We start from the raw sequence: 15,267 nt of genomic DNA on the forward strand, positions 1-15,267 counted from the left end.
CGGCGTCAGGCCGTGGCCGCGGCCGTCCGGTCTTGGTCAAACGGCAGGTCCAGCATACGAATCGCGTTCCCGCGCAACAGCTTGTAGGCCACGTCCTCGGGCAGGTGGCCCACGTGGTCGGTCGCGACCTGCTTCGTGTGCGGCCACGTGGAGTCGACGTGGGGGTAGTCGGTCTCGAAGGTCGCGTTGTCCACCCCGACCGTCTCGATCGCCTCGATGCCGTGCTTGTCGCGGAAGAAGCAGCAGAAGATCTGCCGGTAGTAGTACGTCGACGGCGGCTCCGGGATCAGGTCCTTCACGCCGCCCCACGCCCGGTGCTCCTCCCAGACGTCGTCGGCGCGCTCCAGGGCGTACGGGATCCAGCCCATCTGCCCCTCGCTGTAGGCGAGTTTGAGCCGGGGGAACTTCACGAGGACACCCGAGAACAGGAAGTCCATCATCGAGGCCATCGCGTTGTTGAAGGACAGCGAGGCCTGGACGGCGGGGGGCGCGTCCGGTGAGGCGGCGGGCATCTGCGACGACGAGCCGATGTGCATGTTCACGACCGTGCCGGTCTCCTCGCAGGCGGCGAAGAACGGATCCCAGTAGCCGGAGTGGATCGAGGGCAGCCCCAGATAGGTCGGGATCTCGCTGAAGGTCACGGCCCGCACCCCGCGGGCGGCGTTCCGCTTGATCTCCGCGACGGCGAGGTCCACGTCCCACAGCGGGATCAGGCACAGCGGGATCAGGCGCCCCCCGCTGTCCCCGCACCACTCCTCGACCATCCAGTCGTTGTACGCGCGGACGCAGGCGAGCCCCACCTCCTTGTCCTTGGCCTCCGCGAAGGTCTGGCCGCAGAAGCGCGGGAAGGTGGGGAAGCAGAGCGAGGCCTCGACGTGGTTCATGTCCATGTCCGCGAGGCGCGCCTTGGGGTCCCAGCAGCCGCGGCGCATCTGCTCCCGCGTGATCCCGTCGAGCGTCATCTCGTCCCGGGAGAAGCCGACGGCGGCGATGATGCGCTTGTACGGGAAGATCTCGTTCTCGTACCGCCACCAGTCCGTGATCTGACCCTCCGGGTCGGTGGTGAAGCGGTACTTCCCGCCCACGTACGCCAGCTCGCCGATGCCCGCGGTGAAGGGCTGCGGGCCCCGATCGCGGTACTTGGCCGGGAGCCAGGTCGCGAAGAGGTGCGCGGGCTCGATGACGTGATCGTCCACGCTGATGACCTTCGGGATGTCCCTGCCGCCGCTCTCATTGCCGCTCACGCTGTGTCCCCTCACCGCCCGCCGGATCCACCGGCCCGAATCTGACGACCCATCAGATCGAGGCTATGGCGAGGCGGGCCGCACGGCAAGCGGCAGCGCGAAGTCGGGCGCGGGGGCCTTGCGGGAGCGCGTCGGGCCGCACCGGGCCTTGCGGGAGCGCGTCGGGCCGTACGAGGCCTTGCGGGAGCGCGTCGGGTCGTACGAGGCCTTGCGGTCTCGGCGGCCATCCGCTGAACTGACGGATCGTCAGACATGGTGCGGGCGGGAAGGGCACACGATGCAGACGATCTGGCTCAGCGGCGCGGAGTGGTTCGCGATCCTCCGGATCGGGCTCGGGCTGTGGTGGCTGGAGAGCTGGCGGCACAAGGACAAGAAGACCTGGTTCACCGGCGGGGGCATCGGCTGGGCGGGCGGCATCGCCGAGCAGCACCGGTGGCCCGTCGTGCGCCGCGGCTTCGACACCGTGGTGAAGCCGCGCCCACGCCTGATGGCCTACGTCGTCGCCTACGCGGAACTGGCCCTGGGCCTCGGCCTCATCGCCGGTTTCCTCACCCCGATCGCCCTGGCCTGCGGCCTCCTGCTCAATCTGATCTACCTGGTCCTCATGATCCACGACTGGGCCGAGCAGGGGCAGAACCTGATGATGGCGCTGATCTCGGCGGTGGCGCTGCTCGCGATGAGCTGGCAGGTGTGGTCGGTAGACGAGGCGTTGGGGTTGTTCCTGTGAGGGGGCGTCCGGGAGGGCGCCGTGGTCGTGAAGGAGATGGAGCGTGAGCGGATCCGGGCGGGATGAGGTTTCGGGCGGGGCCACGGCCGAGGAGGCCCTGCGGGCGGGGCACGCGGCTCGGGCGCGGAGTGCCGCGGCGCGGGCTGCCGCTGTGAGCCGGTACGTCGAGCGGGGGCGCGGGGAGGGGCGAGTCCCCGAGGTGGACGGCGTCTCCGACCCGGCCGACACGGCCGACGCGGCCGCCGTGGACAAGGAGGTCGTCTGGAAGGCGGCGCACGCGGCCCGGGTGTCGGCGCAGGCCGTCGCCGTACTCGCCGAGGGCGACCCCGACCCGGCGGCGGACTCGCGCTGCGCGAGGAACGCCGCGGCGTCCGCCGCTCAGGCCGCGGACATGGGCCGGATCCACGACGGCGACAGCGAACTCGCCGTCGCCGCCTGCGAAGCGGCCCTCAAGGCGGCGCAGGCGGCGGGATCGGCCGCGAAGGCGGGTGAGCTGGGCGCGAACAGGACGCTGAACGCGGCGGCCGACGCGGCGGAGTCGGCGGCCGTCGCCGCGGCGGAGCGGGCCGGGTGGGTGCGGCCCGGGGAGGAGGCGCCGCGGGTGTCGACGGGCGTTCGGAGCGGGGAGTTGATGCGGATGCTGCATCTGTGAGGGCGAGGTCGCGCACCGGGGCGGGGCTCAGGGCAGGAACGCGTTCACCGCCGCCCGGGTCAGCGTGCGGAAGCGTTGTTCGCCGCGGCCGTCGGGGAAGTGACCGCCGCGCTCCAGGCTGATCACCCCGTGGGCGGCCGCCCACAGGGTGTCGGTGATCTCGTCGACGTCGGCGTCCGGACGCAGCACGCCCGCCTCGACGCAGCCGCGGGCCGCCTCCCGCAGGACGTCCAGGCTGGCCGCCGCCGCGGCACGGGACTCCTCGTCCGGTACGAAGCCGGGGATGCCCTCGCCGTGCATGACGCTGTAGAAGTTGGGCTCCGCCAGGGCGTTGGCGCGGTAGGCGCGGCCCACGGCGGCCAGGTACGCGGCCGGGTCGTCGCCGCGCGGCACCTCGGCGAGGCGGCGGTGCAGCCGGGCGAAGCCCTCGCGGTACAGCGCCGCCGCGATGCCCTCCTTCGCGCCGAACAGCCGGTACAGGACCGTGGTCGAGCAGCCCGCGGCGGCGGCCAGGCGGCGCATGCTCAGGGCGGCCGGGCCCTCGTCCGCCAGGAGCCCGGCAGCGAGGTCGAGCACGGCGGCACGGAGGGCTTCCTCGCCCTGGGCCTGGGCTCGGGCGAAGGGGGTGGTGGGTGGGGTGTCCGGGGTGAGGGGTGTGGGGGGCATGGGGCTCGATTCTCGGGGTGGGGGTGGGGTGGGCTTCAAGGGGTGAGTCCGCCGGGCTCCCGGACTTCCGGGCTCCGGGCTCCGGGCTTCCGGGCTCGGGGGCTTCGGGGGCTTCGGGGTTTGCGTACCCCCGGTGTTCGTACCCACTCGCGCCCCTACTGCCAGTCCGGCAGCGGCCTGTAGATCGGTACGCCCGCCTCCTCGAGACCGGCGCGCCGGGCGAAGTACTCCTCCCCCATCGGGTCCACCCCGAGGAGCGGCATCGCGCTGCGCCATGTCGTCACGTCCTCCGGCGCGAGGTCGGCGGCCGTCGCGAAGTGCCGCTCCGCCGCACTGCGGTGACCGTTGCGCAGCAGCCACAGCGCCAACGCGGCTTCCGTACGGGCGCGTTGGCTCTCCGGGGTGCTGGGACGGGTCAGCTCGGCGATCCCGTCCCCGTCGAGGCCCGTTTCGCCCGTCGTCACCCAACGGCGCAGCGCCGCCAGCGCCTTCGCGGAGTCCAGGCCGCTCATGGAGCGGAACAGGTCGGTGGCGAACTGGGTGTCGTTCGGCCGCGCGATGCGGCCCTCCTCGTCGATCCACACCACGGTGGGGACGTTGAGGAGCTGGTACCGGTCCGCCACGCGACCGTCGACGTCGATCAGCGCCGGGTGCGTCGGGGCGGCCTCGGCGATCCAGGGCGCCGCGTCCTCGATCCTGCGGTCCACGGCGACGCTGAGCACCGAGAAGCCCTCGTCCGCGAGCGCGGCGTGCTGGCGCTCCCACTCGGGGAGGTCGTAGCGGCAGCCGCACCAGGAGGCCCAGAAGACCAACGCCACCTTGCGGCCGCGCAGTTCGCCGAGCCGGTGCTCGGCGCCGTGGACGTCGGGCAGCGCGAAGTCGGGGGCGGTGCCGCCGATGAGCGTCGCGGAGCGGTCGGCGGCGGAGACCCCGAAGGCGACGACGCCCTCGTCCGGGCTCACGTCCACGCCCTCGTCCGCGCCCGCTTCCGCACCCGCGTCCAGGTCCAGCTCCATCGCGATCGGGCGGTTCAGCAGGGTGGCGAAAGCGGTGACGTCCAGCGTTCCGGTGCCCGCGTCACCGAGGTCCTCGAGGGTGGCGACGGCCGCCGCCGGGACGCAGAGGTCGCCCCGGCACCAGCCCTGCGGCTTGCGCGTGAAGCCCAGGGCGCGCTCCACGTCGGCGAAGGCGAGCCGGACGTGCGGGGTGGTGCCGTCGGCGGCGGGGCGGAGTTCGGCCTCGACGCGGCTCTCGACGTGGTCGTCGAGAACCGTGAGGCGGACGGTGCCCAGCTCGGGCGGGACCGAGGTGCCGTGCATGGTGCCCCCTTCATGAAGTAACGCCGTACCTCAAAAATAACAGCGTTACCGCACCAGGACAACGGCACCGAGACCACCCCTCCCGACCCTCCATGCACGCACCCGCCCCCAAACCCGCCCCACTGGGCCGGATGAACGACACCGCGTGACCTGTGGCGAATTCGCCCGGTTCAAGTGGCTGGAAACAACCCCCACCGTCTTCCGGGGGTTCAGTCCCCAGCCTTCGTGAGGGATCGGTACCCGCGCCTCCTGCGGGCTCCCTCGCACGGGCTCCTTCGCGCAACTCCCCGTACCTGAACAGGAGTACAGACGTGATCAAGCGCGCATTGGCGGGCGCCGCCCTCGCCACCGCAGCCGGGATGGCGGTGGCCGGGCCGGCGGCAGCGGTCACCGGCCACGCACCCGAATCCGGGGCAGCCACCTCCGCACACGACGCGATCATGCAGCTCCGGGCGCCGGGCGACACCGTCAGCGGTTCCGGCTCCGCGGACTTCGCCACCGACCACGGCGACGTGGCCATCGCGGGCGACCCCGGCGGCATCGCCAACACCTACGGCGGCTCGCTCGTGAACGCCGACCTGCGCTGCCTGGTGCCGCAGCCCGAGGGCGAGGGCATCGGCGGGCATCTGCTCGGCGGGCCCAAGGCCACGTGCACCGTGGCGCCGGTCGACCAGTACCAGGCGCCGCAGCGCCTCCTCTGACCCCCGGGCGGCCGTACGCGGCCCCCGACGACACCCCCACCATCCGAAAACCAGGAGTACTGACGTGATCAAGCGCATGCTGGCAGGCGCGGCCCTCGCCGCAGCCGCGACCATGGCCGTCGCGGGCACCGCATCGGCGACCGCCCACGGCCCCGAGGCGGAGAACACCGTGACCTCGGCGCACGACGCCATCAAGAAGGCCCGCGCAGGCGGTGCGGACGGCGGCGCCTCCGACTTCGCCACCGACAACGGCGACGTGGCCATCGCCGGCGACCCCGGCGGCGTCCTCAACACCTACGGCGCCCCGCTCGTCAACGTCGACCTGCGCTGCGCCGTCCCGCAGCCGGAGGGCGAAGGCATCGGCGGCCACCTCCTCGGCGGCCCGAAGGCCGCGTGCAACGTGGCGCCGGTCGACCAGTACCAGGCGCCGCAGCGCCTGCTCTGACCTCCGGGCAGCAGCGGTACGCGACACGGCCCTCGCCCGCGCCGATTCCGGTGCGGGCGGGGGCTGTTGGCGATTGCGGTGCGGCGAGGGCCGTTGGCGATTCCGGTGCGAGCGAAGGCCGTTGGCGATTCCGGTGCGAGCGAAGGCCGTTGGCGATCGGGCCGGGCGCGAGCGCGCCTACCGCGCGTCCCGTTCCGCGGCCTCCGCCGCTTCCCCCGCTTCCGCCGCCTCGGCCGCCTCGGCCGCCTCGGCGATGCGCTTGACGGCCGCGAGACGTCGGTCCCAGTCGGCCGCGAGGGCGGCCATCCAGCGGGCCGTGCCGTCCAGCGCCGCGGGCCGTACCGCGTACCGCATCTCGCGTCCGACCCGGTTGCCGGAGACCAGACCGGCGGCGTCCAGGACCGCGAGGTGCTTGACCACGGCCTGGCGGGAGACGGGGAGTTGGTCGGCGAGCTTCGTCGCGGTGGCCTCACCCCGAGCGGCGAGCAGGTCGAGGAGCCGACGCCGGGTGGGATCGGCCAGCGCGGCGAGCACACCGTCCACGCCCTCACCCCCGCCCTCGATCCCGCCCTGGATCCCGCCCTCGGTCTCGTGGGCGGCCGGGTCCTGGTCGGTCACGCGGCCGGCTGCTCGGCTCGCTGCTTGAGCGCGTCCAGCTCCTGGGGCCAGCCGCCGGTGTTGTCCCGTACCGCCTGGGCGCGCAGTTCCTCGGACCCGACGAGCGCCGCGAATCCGCTCTCCACGACACGGAGCCGCGTCTTGTCGCCCTCCGAAGTCAGCGTGAACTCGACGAGGGTGCTGTTGTCGGCCCGCAGCTCCTCGCCGGGGAACGCGCTGGCCCAGCGGTACGCCACGTACGTCTGCGGCTCGACCTTCTCCACCCGCACGGGATAGTCCCCGTACTCCGGATTCCGCGCCACGATCGACTCGCCCTCCCTGGCCGTGGTCCCCGCCAGACCCGCCTTCTCGGCCACCCAGAACCCGGGCTGGGTCACCAGCGACCAGACCCGGTCCAGGGAGGCGGCGATCAGGGTCTCGCGCTCGATCCGGTCCTGCGGGCCGTTCGGGCTGTGCGGGTCCTGCGGGCTGCTCCCGGTGTCACTCATGGCTGGCTCCTTCTAGGGCTCGATCTCGACGGTTGGTGCAACTTCAGGGTTGCACGTGAGCATCGATGACGCAACCCGATGGTTGCGCATCGCGCGAGGGTCGCTCGGCCGATCGGAGACGTGACGTGGATCACCCCGCGGGGCCGATGAGTCCCGGGATCGAGGGCGGTCCAACCATTAACAAGACCAAACGTGAGACCCAGGGAGGGCGTTGAGATGTCTGCTGCCGCTGTGAAGGGGCCCGCCAGCTACTTTCCTTCGATCGAGGCGAAGTACGGGCGTCCCATCTCTGAGTGGGTGGAGCTCATTCGGGGGTCCGAGCTGAGCAAGCACATGGAGCTCGTGAAGTGGCTCAAGGACGAGCACGGTCTCGGGCACGGGCACGCCAACGCGCTGGTAGCCCACGCCCGGAGCTGAGCGCGGCCGCCGCCCCCGCGAGGACCGCCGCCGCGATCGTCAGGGTCAGGGCCGCCGGATTGACGTACTCGGGGACGCCCACCGAGTACGTCGTGCCGTCCGCCGCGTGGCAGCCGTAGCGCAGCGGGAAGTACGTGGCGCTGTAGCGGTCGATCGTCGTCACGTCGGCCGGGTTCTCCGCCTCGACGCAGGCCGCGCCCCGTTCCGTGTCGTCGAAGGCGAGCAGGCGCAGGGCACCCAAGGCGTAGACGGTCAGGGCGCCCGCGCCCGCCAGGGACGCCGCGGCGCCGAGGGTGCGGGGGAGGGCCGGGGGTGGGGGCGGTGACCCCTGGCCGCCGACCGCGCCGACCACGCTGCCCCCGGCGTCCGCGGCGTCCGCGTTCGCGGGCTTCGCGCGGCCCGAGACCGTGCGTACCAGCGTGACCGTCGCATACGCCGTCAGGCCCACGGCCAGTACCGACGCCACGAACACGATGCCCATCAGCGAGACGACGCTGTGGCCGTCCATCGGGTCCGTGAACATGTTCCCCCGCCTGCTCGCCTCGCCCGGCTCCCACCCGGCCCATGGTCCGATTCCAGACTGTTGTCCGAATATCGATTGATCGCTGGGAATCTATCAGGGGGTCCGCCGGGGGGCGGTATGTACCGACTTTCGCGAATTTCGTGACTTTCGCGGTGCGCTTCGGCGCGCGGGCGCTCGATGCGCCTGCGCGGCCGCTCCCCTGCGGCCGCGCAGGCGGGTGCGGAGGTCGCTGAAGAACGTACTCATCTCAGCCATGCCGCACCGGAACGGACCCCGGCGCGGCGGAGTCGAGGTCCGCTGCGGCACCGGAATCCCGTGTCGAGGTTTGTTCCTTCCTCAACAATGGCCTGTGCGAGGTGAGTTGCGCGAGGGCCGAGTGGCCCTCGCGCGGGGCCGCTCGGCCCCTGCGTCGGGACCCCGCCGGGCCGTTCGGCCCCTGGCAGGAAGCAAGCCCTTACCGTCACCCTCGAAGGGGCACGGTTCTCCGCCCCCGTACGGACATGAATCGCCTGGCGTACGGGCACGGACACGGACACCGGAGCCCCCTCCGCGTGGCAGAGCCGCCGACCGGCAGACCGATGGACACGCCCGGGCCGACCAAGGGGTAGACATGGACAGCACTGCCGCAGCACCGGATCCTGCCCCCACCGACCCCCGCACCCCGCCACGCCCCATCCGTGTCTTCCTCCTCGACGACCACGAAGTCGTCCGGCGCGGGCTGCGCGACCTGCTCGGCGGCGAGCCCGGGATCGAGGTGGTCGGGGAGGCCGCCAGCGGGGCGCAGGCGATGACCAGGGGGCCCGCGCTGCGGCCCGACGTCGCCGTCCTCGACGTCCGCCTGCCCGACGGGAACGGCATCACCGTGTGCCGTGAACTGCGCGCCCTCATGCCCGGGTTGGCGTGTCTGATGCTCACCTCGTTCGACGACGAGGACGCCCTGCTCGACGCCATCATGGCCGGTGCCGCGGGCTACGTACTCAAGCAGATCAAGGGGTCCGACCTGGTGACGGCGGTACGGACCGTCGCCTCCGGGCAGTCGTTGCTCGACCCGGCCACGACGGCCCGCCTCATGCGGTCGCTGCGCGGCCCCGAGAGCGAACCGCCGCCCGAGGACGCCCGGCTCTCCGTCCTCAACGAGCGCGAGCGTGCCATCCTCGCGCTCATCGGCGAGGGGCTCACCAACCGGCAGATCGGCGGGAAGCTGTATCTGTCCGAGAAGACCGTGAAGAACCACATCTCCCGGATGCTGGCCAAACTGGGCGTCGAGCGGCGGGTGCAGGCCGCCGTCCTGGCCGCGCAGGTCGCGCCGCCCGGCGCCGATACCCAGGGTGAGGCCGGGGCACCGCCGTCACGGGGGTCCGCCCGCTGAGCGACGGCGATGGGCTCTCCTGCAGCCACCGCCGTAGGTCCCGTAGCGGGGAATGGATCACCGCACTCCGTGGCTGTCCTGGACGGATCACGTCACCGTCCTGAAGGAGTGTCATCAGCATGTCCACTGCCCGGCCCGCCGTCGAGCGCGTGCGCGTCACCGCGGATCCCGACTGGTACGAGTCCGCCGGCATCTCGCTCGGCGTCCGCGTCGGCAACCTGGTCTTCACCTCCGGCCAGGCCCCGATCGACGCCCAGGGGGCCACCGTCGGCGCCGGGGACTTCGAGGCGCAGGCCCGGCAGGCGCTCGCGAACCTGTCGACCGTCCTGACGAACGCGGGCTCCAGCCTCTCCGACGTCGTCAAGGCCACCGTGTTCGTCACCGACATCGCGCGGCAGGACGTGTTCGCCGAACTGCGCGCCGAGCACTTCCCGGACAAGCCCCACCTCGCGGAGTCGTTCGTGGAGGTGTCCTCGCTCGCCGACCCGGAGTGGATGATCGAGATCGAGGCGATCGGGCTCGTGCGCTGAGGTCGGCCGCCCGGGGGTGACACCGGCAGGGCCTCGGCCCTGCCCCGCCCGCCGACCCATCGGACAGGCCCTAGGGCCTGTCCGGCCCCACCCGCGCCAACGGCACCCTCCACTCCAGCCGCGTCCCCCGCCGCTCCCCCGCCCGCACCACGAGCTCGCCCCCGAGCCGCTCGGCCCGCTCGGCGAGGTTCCGCAGCCCGGCGCCCCGCTCGGCCCCGGCCTCGACCCCGGCCCCGGCGGCCTGCCCCGCCCCCGCCTCGATCCCCACCCCGTTGTCCACGACCGCGAGTTCCAGCACCCCTTCGCGTACGAGCAGGGACACCTCGGCCCGGCGGGCGCGGGCGTGCCGGGCGACGTTGGACAGGGCCTCGTTGAGGACGGCGACCACGTCGTCGGCGACCGCGCGGGGGACGTCCGTGTCGATCAGGCCCTCCATGCGCAGGGCGGGGGTGAAGCCGAGGGCGGCGGCCGCGTCCTCGATCGCGCGGACCGTGCGGACGCGCAGCCCGGCCGCGCCGCCGGGCGCCTCGTGGTCGCGCAGCCCGAAGATGGTGGAGCGGATGATCTTGATGGTGGCGTCGAGGTCGTCGACGGCCCGGCGCAGCCGCTCGGCGGCGCCGGGGTGCTCCACGAACCGCTGGACGCTCTGCAGCGTCATGCCGGTCGCGAACAGCCGCTGGATCGCCAGGTCGTGCAGGTCGCGGGCGATGCGGTCGCGGTCTTCGAGGAGGCTCATCTGCTCGGCGTCGCGGCGCCGGTCGGCGAGTTCGAGGGCGAGCGCGGCCTGGCCCGCGAAGCCCGTCAGGGGGGTGGTCTCGGCCTCCGAGAAGCCGGGGCGGCCGCTGCTGCGGGCGAGCACCAGGACTCCGCGTACGTCGTCGCGCGTGCTCATCGGCACGGCGACGGCGGCGCCGAGCCCCTCCCAGCGGTCGGCCTGGAACGTCACCCGCGCGTCCTTGCGCACCTCGGTCGCGGAGACCAGGGCCTGGGCGTCGAGCGCCGCCCCCGCGAACGAGCCCTCGCGCGGCAGGGTGGTGCCCCGGTGCGCCTCCGCACCGAGGCCGAGCGCGATCTCGACCCGCAACTCGCCGTCGCCCTGCATGAGTTCGATCACGCCGAGGTCGGCGGACGTGATCTCCCGGGCCCGCTCGACCATCAGCTCCATGACCTGCGTCTCCGGCGCGCCCGAGAGGACCGCGCTGGTGACCTCCGCGGTCGCCTGCAGCCAGCGCTCGCGCAGCCGCGCCTCCTCGTACAGGCGGGCGTTCTCCACGGCCACCCCGGCCGCGACCGCGAGGGTGGAGAGCACCGACTCGTCCTCGGCGTCGAACTCCGCGCCGCCGTGCTTGCCGGTCAGGTAGATGTTGCCGAAGACCGTGTCGCGCACGCGGATGGGGACGCCGAGGAACGTGTGCATCGGCGGGTGGTGCGGCGGGAAGCCGGACGACGCGGGGTGGTCGGACAGCTCCGCGAGGCGCAGCGGCTGCGGGTTACGGATCAGCTCGCCGAGCAGACCGTGCCCGGAGGGCAGGTCGCCGATCTCGGCGCGCAGTTCGTCGCTGATGCCGACCGGCAGGAACTCGTCCAGCATGCGGCCCTCGCCGATCACGCCGAGCGCGCCGTACTCGGCGTCGACGAGGGCGACCGCCGTCTCCACGATGCGTCTGAGCACCTGGGCGAGGTCCAGCTCCCTGCCGACCGAGAGCACCGCCTCCAGGAGGCTGTGCAGCCGGTCCCGGGTGCCGCGGACCGCGCTGATCCGCGCCGCCAGCTCTTCGAGCAGTTCATCGAGGCGCAGTCGGGTCAACTGCCCGGCGTCCGCCCGCTGTTGGCCCATCAGCTCCTCCGCCCGAGCAGACGTGCGCTCCCGCCCCCGCGTCCAGACGCTCACCGTAGCCGGTGAGTGGCGCTGCGTGGAGGCTCTTCACATGCTTGGCCCCCGCATCGGAACCTTCCCGCCCACGGGAACCCGGCCCTCGTACCGCACGACCAACTGTCCACACCCATACGGGAGTTGAAGAAGCGCAAGGACGGCAGTGATGGCTGCCGGAGCGAGGAGGGCCGGGATGGACCGCAGGGGTCTGCTGAGGTCGACGGCCGCCGTGGGGGCGGTCGGTGCGACGGCGTGGGGAGCGGGGAGCGCGGCGGCGCAGGAGCGGCGGGAGGAGCGAGGAAGGCAGGAGGGGCGGGAGGGGCGACGCGGGCGCGGTCCGCTGCGCGTGCACATCGTCGTCTTCGACGGCGTCGAGGAACTGGACTTCGCCGGACCGCTCGAGGTCTTCGGCGCCGCCCGCTCCGTCGGGCAGAAGGTCGAGACGGAACTGGTCACCAGCGGCGGACCGGGCGGCTTCACCGGTCGCTTCGGTACGCGGGTGACGGACGTCGGTGCCTGGGACCCGGACGCGGCCGACGTGATCGTCGTGCCCGGCGGCGGCTTCGCGCAGCGGGACGGCGCCGGGATCTGGGCCGAGATCAAGAAGGGCCGCCTGACCCGCGCCCTGCGCGATGCCGTCCGGCCCGACCTGACCCTGCTCGGCGTCTGCACCGGCGTGATCGTGCTGCACGCGGCCGGCGTCATCGGCGACCGCCCGTGCACCACGCACCACCGCGCCAAGGACTACCTGCGCGAGCGCGGCGCCGACGTCCGCGACGCACGCGTCGTCGACGACGGGAACCTGGTCTGCGCGGGCGGGGTGAGCTCCGGGATCGACGGTGCGCTGTGGCTCCTGGAGCGGGCGCTCGGGACGGGTCCGGCCGGACAGGTGGAGGCGCTGATGGAGTTCGAGCGGAGGGGGACGGTGCTGCGGACGTAGGGGCCGGGGGTCACCGGGCGCGCGCCCGGGCGCGCACTCGGCGCGTACTCCCCGCAGCTCGTCGTACGCGCGTAGTTCCGCGAGCGGTCCTGTGGTGTCACCATGCGGAGTCCAGGTGCGGCGTGCGGGGCGGGGCGGCTCGAGGTCGCGGGGCGCGGGGTGGGAGGCGTGGATGACCGAGGTGTTCTTGCGACGGCTGACCCGGTGGCAGGCGGAGCAGCAGCGCGAGTCGATCGCGAACGTGTACGTGGAGTGCTACGGGCCGGGCGGGGCCGGGGGAAGCGGTGAGCCCGGCGGGGCCGATCGGAAGGCGTTCCTCGAACGGTTCGAACGGCACGTCCAGGAGCCCGACTTCGACATGGTGACGGCCGACTCCGGTGCGGTGCTCGCCGGTTGTCTGTACGGGTTCCGGGCCACCCGGGGCAGCGCGCTGCATGACGCCCTGCGGGGCGTCCTGCCCGCCGACGCGGCCGGGCGCGCGGGGGCGGGCCGCCTCTTCGTGCTCACGGAGCTGATGGTGCTTCCGGACTACCGTCTCGAAGGCGTGGCCACCCGGCTGCGGGACCTGCTCCTGTCCCGGCACATGACCGACGTGGTCGTCGCGGTGGTGCCGCCCGCGGACGGGGTCGCGCACGAGGTGCTGCGCGCCTGGTCGTACACGAAGCTGGGCGCGTTCGGGTCGCCGCAGCGCGAGGCGTGGCTGCGGCCGGGAACCGGCTGAGGAGGCCCGCCCGGAAAGTTATCCACAGGCTGGGGACCCTCGCCAGCGGGAGGGCGCCCCGGCCAGGCACTATGGGGCCATGAGTGACACGGGTACGCAGCCGAATGAGGGTACGCAGCCGGGCGCGGGGACGGGCCGGGGCGAGGAGACGGGCCGGGGCGAGGGGACCGCGTCGCCGGGAGCGGGGTCGGCGCCCGACTGGGAGAAGCGCTTCCGCGCGCCCCGCGTCTCCCTGCCGGACTGGGCGGAGGACGCCCCCGACCACTCCCTGTTCGTGTCGAACGCCACAGGGACGTACGAGCTGTACGCGTGGGACCGCGCCACGGGCGACCAGCGCCAGGTCACCAACCGGCCGAACGGCACGACGGACGGCCTGCTCGCGCCGGACGGCCGCTGGATCTGGTGGTTCAACGACAAGGACGGCGACGAGTTCGGCGTGTGGATGCGCCAGCCCTTCGACGGCAGCGGCAAGGACGAGCCCGCCGTGCCGGGCCTCGAACCGTCGTATCCGGCGGGCCTCGCCGTCGGCCGCGACGGGCGCACGGTCGTCGTCGGCCGGTCGACGGACGAGGTCGGCACGACGATCCACGTCGTCCGCGCCGACGCCGCCCCCGGCGAGACGCCCGCCGAGATCTACCGCCACCGCGAGTCCGCGGGCCTCGGCGACCTCTCCCACGACGGCACCCTGATTGCCATCGAGCACACCGAGCACGGCGACGCGATGCACCCCGCGCTGCGCGTCGTGCGCACCGACGGCTCGACCGTCGCCGAGCTCGACGACAGCGAGGGCGGCACGGTCGAGCTGGGCCTCGAGGTCCTCGGCTTCGCCCCGGTCGACGGCGACACCCGCCTCCTGGTGGGCCACCAGCGCCGCGGCCGCTGGGAGCCGATGGTGTGGGACGTGGCCACCGGCGAGCAGACCGACCTCGCCCTCGACCTGCCCGGCGACGTCTCCGCCGAGTGGTATCCGGACGGCTCCGCGCTGCTCGTCGGGCACGGCTTCGAGGCCCGCGGCGACCTGTGGCGGTACGACCTCGCAGGGCGCGAGCTGACCCGGGTCGAGACCCCCCGCGGCTCCGTCTCCGGCGCCACCGCCCGCCCCGACGGCACCGTCGAGTACATGTGGTCGTCCGCCGCCGAGCCGCCCGTCCTGCGCTCCACCTCCGGCAAGGTCGTCCTGGACCCGCCCGGCATGAAGGCGCCGCGGTCGGTGCCCGTCGAGGACGTGTGGGTGGACGGGCCCGGCGGCCGCATCCACGCCCTCGTCCAGAAGCCCGCGGGGGCGAGCGGGCCGCTGCCCACCGTCTTCGAGGTGCACGGCGGCCCCACCTGGCACGACAGCGACTCCTTCGCCGCGGGCCCGGCCGCCTGGGTCGACCACGGGTACGCGGTCGTCCGCGTCAACTACCGCGGCTCCACCGGCTACGGCCGCGAGTGGACCGACGCCCTCAAGCACCGCGTCGGCCTCATCGAGCTCGAGGACATCGCCGCCGTGCGCGAGTGGGCCGTCTCCTCCGGCCTCGCCGACCCCGACCGCCTCGTCCTCTCCGGCGGCTCCTGGGGCGGCTATCTCACCCTCCTCGGGCTCGGTACGCAGCCCGACGCGTGGGCCCTCGGGCTCGCCGCGGTGCCCGTCGCCGACTACGTCACGGCGTACCACGACGAGATGGAGGCCCTGAAGGCCATCGACCGCACGTTCTTCGGCGGCACCCCCGAAGAGGTCCCCGACCGGTTCTCCGCCTCCTCGCCGCTCACCTACGTCGACTCGGTCAAGGTCCCCGTCTACATCTCCGCCGGGGTGAACGACCCCCGGTGCCCGATCCGCCAGGTCGAGAACTACGTCGACCGGCTCGCCGCGCGCGGGGCCGTCCACGAGGTCTATCGCTACGACGCCGGTCATGGGTCCCTCGTCGTGGACGAGCGGATCAAGCAGGTGGCTCTTGAGCTGGACTTCGCGGGGAGGCATCTGAGGTAGGGGGGCGGGGGCGGGGGCCCTGCCGGGGGCTCCCCAACCCCGCCCCGTCCCCGAAACGG

Annotated in this window: 17 protein-coding genes; 10 read left to right on the forward strand and 7 right to left on the reverse strand. The window is 73.3% G+C overall.

Translation table 11 applies throughout. From position 1 onward, the window contains the following. Window positions 1–5: 5 nt before the first annotated feature. Entirely contained in the window at window positions 6–1,244 is a 1,239-nt protein-coding gene (locus ACFVHO_RS38730; protein WP_385725220.1) for an amidohydrolase family protein, read from the reverse strand. Window positions 1,245–1,521: 277 nt separating this feature from the next. Here ACFVHO_RS38730 and ACFVHO_RS38735 point away from each other — a divergent pair, with 277 nt between their 5' ends. Both ACFVHO_RS38735 and ACFVHO_RS38740 read left to right on the forward strand, forming a co-directional pair. Then, window positions 1,522–1,971 (forward strand): DoxX family membrane protein, encoded by a 450-nt coding sequence (locus ACFVHO_RS38735; RefSeq protein WP_385725221.1) that lies wholly within the window; start codon window positions 1,522–1,524, stop codon window positions 1,969–1,971. A 43-nt stretch (window positions 1,972–2,014) separates the two neighbouring features. After that, the gene (locus ACFVHO_RS38740; RefSeq protein ID WP_385725222.1) at window positions 2,015–2,623 is read left to right on the forward strand and encodes a hypothetical protein; all 609 of its coding nucleotides are present in this window, start codon (window positions 2,015–2,017) and stop codon (window positions 2,621–2,623) included. A 27-nt stretch (window positions 2,624–2,650) separates the two neighbouring features. On the opposite strand, the gene ACFVHO_RS38745 is transcribed toward ACFVHO_RS38740, so the two are convergent. Together ACFVHO_RS38745 and ACFVHO_RS38750 are read right to left on the reverse strand one after the other, a co-directional pair. Next, on the reverse strand, window positions 2,651–3,289 hold the full coding sequence (locus ACFVHO_RS38745; protein WP_385725223.1) for a TetR/AcrR family transcriptional regulator: 639 nt from the start codon (window positions 3,287–3,289) through the stop codon (window positions 2,651–2,653). 155 nt (window positions 3,290–3,444) lie between these two features. Then, complete coding sequence (locus tag ACFVHO_RS38750; RefSeq protein ID WP_385725224.1) at window positions 3,445–4,608, reverse strand: redoxin domain-containing protein; 1,164 nt, start codon at window positions 4,606–4,608, stop codon at window positions 3,445–3,447. 311 nt (window positions 4,609–4,919) lie between these two features. Here ACFVHO_RS38750 and ACFVHO_RS38755 point away from each other — a divergent pair, with 311 nt between their 5' ends. Both ACFVHO_RS38755 and ACFVHO_RS38760 read left to right on the forward strand, forming a co-directional pair. Beyond that, the gene (locus ACFVHO_RS38755; protein ID WP_385725225.1) at window positions 4,920–5,309 is read left to right on the forward strand and encodes a hypothetical protein; all 390 of its coding nucleotides are present in this window, start codon (window positions 4,920–4,922) and stop codon (window positions 5,307–5,309) included. 64 nt (window positions 5,310–5,373) lie between these two features. Next, window positions 5,374–5,754, forward strand: a complete 381-nt coding sequence (locus ACFVHO_RS38760; RefSeq protein ID WP_385725226.1) for a hypothetical protein — start codon at window positions 5,374–5,376, stop codon at window positions 5,752–5,754. A gap of 177 nt (window positions 5,755–5,931) precedes the next feature. Here ACFVHO_RS38760 and ACFVHO_RS38765 read toward each other — a convergent pair whose 3' ends face one another. Both ACFVHO_RS38765 and ACFVHO_RS38770 read right to left on the reverse strand, forming a co-directional pair. Continuing rightward, entirely contained in the window at window positions 5,932–6,330 is a 399-nt protein-coding gene (locus ACFVHO_RS38765; protein WP_385725236.1) for an ArsR/SmtB family transcription factor, read from the reverse strand. Window positions 6,331–6,368: 38 nt separating this feature from the next. Further along, window positions 6,369–6,860, reverse strand: coding sequence for an SRPBCC domain-containing protein (locus ACFVHO_RS38770; protein WP_385725227.1), 492 nt, complete (start codon window positions 6,858–6,860; stop codon window positions 6,369–6,371). Between the two features lie 216 nt (window positions 6,861–7,076). Between ACFVHO_RS38770 and ACFVHO_RS38775 the strand changes: the two genes are divergently transcribed. Further along, window positions 7,077–7,277 (forward strand): DUF4287 domain-containing protein, encoded by a 201-nt coding sequence (locus ACFVHO_RS38775; protein WP_380842512.1) that lies wholly within the window; start codon window positions 7,077–7,079, stop codon window positions 7,275–7,277. Here the strand turns inward: ACFVHO_RS38775 and ACFVHO_RS38780 are convergent. Next, on the reverse strand, window positions 7,213–7,800 hold the full coding sequence (locus tag ACFVHO_RS38780) for a hypothetical protein (RefSeq protein ID WP_385725228.1): 588 nt from the start codon (window positions 7,798–7,800) through the stop codon (window positions 7,213–7,215). The two genes, ACFVHO_RS38775 and ACFVHO_RS38780, sit on opposite strands and share 65 nt — an antisense overlap. 610 nt (window positions 7,801–8,410) lie before the next feature. Here ACFVHO_RS38780 and ACFVHO_RS38785 point away from each other — a divergent pair. Next, window positions 8,411–9,169, forward strand: a complete 759-nt coding sequence (locus ACFVHO_RS38785; RefSeq protein WP_385725229.1) for a response regulator — start codon at window positions 8,411–8,413, stop codon at window positions 9,167–9,169. A gap of 119 nt (window positions 9,170–9,288) precedes the next feature. Next, the gene (locus tag ACFVHO_RS38790; RefSeq protein WP_385725230.1) at window positions 9,289–9,699 is read left to right on the forward strand and encodes a RidA family protein; all 411 of its coding nucleotides are present in this window, start codon (window positions 9,289–9,291) and stop codon (window positions 9,697–9,699) included. A 70-nt stretch (window positions 9,700–9,769) separates the two neighbouring features. On the opposite strand, the gene ACFVHO_RS38795 is transcribed toward ACFVHO_RS38790, so the two are convergent. After that, window positions 9,770–11,536 (reverse strand): GAF domain-containing protein, encoded by a 1,767-nt coding sequence (locus tag ACFVHO_RS38795; protein WP_385725231.1) that lies wholly within the window; start codon window positions 11,534–11,536, stop codon window positions 9,770–9,772. Window positions 11,537–11,765: 229 nt separating this feature from the next. On the opposite strand from ACFVHO_RS38795, the gene ACFVHO_RS38800 reads away from it, so the two are divergent. From ACFVHO_RS38800 to ACFVHO_RS38810, 3 genes are all read left to right on the forward strand, one after another. Next, a complete protein-coding gene (locus ACFVHO_RS38800) occupies window positions 11,766–12,512 on the forward strand; it encodes a DJ-1/PfpI family protein (RefSeq protein WP_385725232.1) in 747 nt (248 codons plus the stop codon). Window positions 12,513–12,684: 172 nt separating this feature from the next. Continuing rightward, a complete protein-coding gene (locus tag ACFVHO_RS38805; RefSeq protein WP_385725233.1) occupies window positions 12,685–13,233 on the forward strand; it encodes a hypothetical protein in 549 nt (182 codons plus the stop codon). Window positions 13,234–13,312: 79 nt separating this feature from the next. Beyond that, the gene (locus ACFVHO_RS38810; protein WP_385725234.1) at window positions 13,313–15,208 is read left to right on the forward strand and encodes a prolyl oligopeptidase family serine peptidase; all 1,896 of its coding nucleotides are present in this window, start codon (window positions 13,313–13,315) and stop codon (window positions 15,206–15,208) included. The last annotated feature ends 59 nt before the right edge of the window (window positions 15,209–15,267 follow it).

Source organism: Streptomyces sp. NPDC127108 (genome assembly GCF_042677545.1).
Lineage (GTDB): Bacteria > Actinomycetota > Actinomycetes > Streptomycetales > Streptomycetaceae > Streptomyces.

Coding starts and splice junctions, on each gene's coding strand:
- ACFVHO_RS38805 (WP_385725233.1), top strand. CDS start 12,685: ATGACCGAGGTGTTCTTGCGACGGCTGACCCGGTGGCAGGCGGAGCAG.
- ACFVHO_RS38795 (WP_385725231.1), bottom strand. CDS start 11,536: ATGGGCCAACAGCGGGCGGACGCCGGGCAGTTGACCCGACTGCGCCTC.
- ACFVHO_RS38780 (WP_385725228.1), bottom strand. CDS start 7,800: ATGTTCACGGACCCGATGGACGGCCACAGCGTCGTCTCGCTGATGGGC.
- ACFVHO_RS38775 (WP_380842512.1), top strand. CDS start 7,077: ATGTCTGCTGCCGCTGTGAAGGGGCCCGCCAGCTACTTTCCTTCGATC.
- ACFVHO_RS38750 (WP_385725224.1), bottom strand. CDS start 4,608: ATGCACGGCACCTCGGTCCCGCCCGAGCTGGGCACCGTCCGCCTCACG.
- ACFVHO_RS38800 (WP_385725232.1), top strand. CDS start 11,766: ATGGACCGCAGGGGTCTGCTGAGGTCGACGGCCGCCGTGGGGGCGGTC.
- ACFVHO_RS38790 (WP_385725230.1), top strand. CDS start 9,289: ATGTCCACTGCCCGGCCCGCCGTCGAGCGCGTGCGCGTCACCGCGGAT.
- ACFVHO_RS38770 (WP_385725227.1), bottom strand. CDS start 6,860: ATGAGTGACACCGGGAGCAGCCCGCAGGACCCGCACAGCCCGAACGGC.
- ACFVHO_RS38785 (WP_385725229.1), top strand. CDS start 8,411: ATGGACAGCACTGCCGCAGCACCGGATCCTGCCCCCACCGACCCCCGC.
- ACFVHO_RS38810 (WP_385725234.1), top strand. CDS start 13,313: ATGAGTGACACGGGTACGCAGCCGAATGAGGGTACGCAGCCGGGCGCG.
- ACFVHO_RS38735 (WP_385725221.1), top strand. CDS start 1,522: ATGCAGACGATCTGGCTCAGCGGCGCGGAGTGGTTCGCGATCCTCCGG.
- ACFVHO_RS38745 (WP_385725223.1), bottom strand. CDS start 3,289: ATGCCCCCCACACCCCTCACCCCGGACACCCCACCCACCACCCCCTTC.